Below are 1,473 nucleotides of genomic sequence, written 5' to 3'. Positions count from 1 at the left end.
AACGTGACCACTTTCATCACCATGATCTACCTGATAGGGGCACCCATCGCAGATCTTCTGAACGGGGGATTTCCACAGTAAACGTCGAAGACCCAAAAAATTGAAGCGTCATTGTTGAATGCGAGGAAGATCGCAGATGCCGCCAGCCGCGCCAAAAGTGAATTCCTGGCGAACATGAGCCATGAAATACGCACCCCTCTCAACGGTGTACTCGGAATGCTCCAGCTATTAGAGACTACTGACCCGAATGAAGAACAAAAAGAGTACCTGTTGGGAGCGATTCGGTCCACCAATCGATTGACCCGGCTTCTCTCTGATATTCTTGACATCTCAAGGATTGAAGCCGGCAGGATGGAAATAGTTGAGGCAGAATTCAACATCAAGGAAACGCGGGATTCCATCCGGGAGCTTTTTGAGATGGAGGCACGTGGGAAAGGGCTCCTTTTGGAGTACGGATGGAATGATAACCTCCCTCTGGTATTGATCGGTGATGAACCTAGGCTCAGGCAAATTCTTTTCAACCTTGTCGGGAATGCCCTCAAGTTCACGGAGAAAGGAGAAGTGCGAATTGATGCCTCGTTGTTGCCGGGTTCAAGTGATTCATTTGTTCGGGTGTTATTCGCTGTCAGCGACACTGGAATAGGGATTGCCGATGAGTATCTTAAGGATATCTTTGAGCCATTTGTACAGGCTGAAGGTTCATACACCAGGCGCTTTCAGGGGGCAGGCTTAGGGCTTTCAATCGTTCGCCGCTTGGTGAGTCTCTTGGGAGGAGAGATATCGGTTGATACCACCCCTGGAGAAGGGACGACTATTTACGTATCCCTGCCCTTCAAGCTTCCTACGGTTGAGCCGAAATCAGTCGAGCTTGCCGGAGGTGGCGCTCCATTTCCGGCTGTCGTGGCCTCCTTGCGCATACTCATAGCTGAAGACGATTCCGTCAGCCTCATAACTGCCAAGCGGATGCTCGAGAAATCCGGCTACTCAGTCACCATCGCCAAGGACGGTCAGGAAGCACTCCAGAGACTAGTCGAACAGGATTTCGACCTGGTCCTTATGGATGTCCAAATGCCTATCATGGACGGCGTCGAAGCGACAAAGGCGATCAGGGGTGCAAGTAATCTTGGGGCGAAGTCGAGCATTCCAATAATCGCGATGACTGCCTACGCCATGGCCGGTGACAAAGAGAAGTTCATTGCCGCAGGAATGGACGATTACATTGCCAAGCCCGTCGACAAAGCTGCGCTGGTGGAAGTGATTGAGAGGGTTCTGCGCGTGAAGGAAATGGTTCAATGATTAATGGGCAGAAGAGATGCTACGGGATGACGAGTCGGGGGGGGGGGGGGGGGCTGCTCACCATTTTCTCCGTGAGCGTGCATTTGTCGGCGACCGCCCCTATGGGTCCATTCGATGTTCACCCAATGGAGCCACCGGATGTTCACCTAATGGAGCCACCCAGTGCTCACGCAATGG

Annotated in this window: 1 protein-coding gene; it reads left to right on the top strand. The window is 52.3% G+C overall.

Annotated features, from left to right (window positions below; translation table 11 throughout):
• Positions 1 to 111 precede the first annotated feature (111 nt).
• Positions 112 to 1,296, top strand: coding sequence for an ATP-binding protein (locus tag G453_RS24775; RefSeq protein WP_051272541.1), 1,185 nt, complete (start codon positions 112 to 114; stop codon positions 1,294 to 1,296).
• Positions 1,297 to 1,473 lie beyond the last annotated feature (177 nt).

It is taken from the genome of Fundidesulfovibrio putealis DSM 16056, from assembly GCF_000429325.1.
Lineage (GTDB): Bacteria > Desulfobacterota > Desulfovibrionia > Desulfovibrionales > Desulfovibrionaceae > Fundidesulfovibrio > Fundidesulfovibrio putealis.
This window is presented reverse-complemented; position numbering and strand designations above follow the sequence as displayed.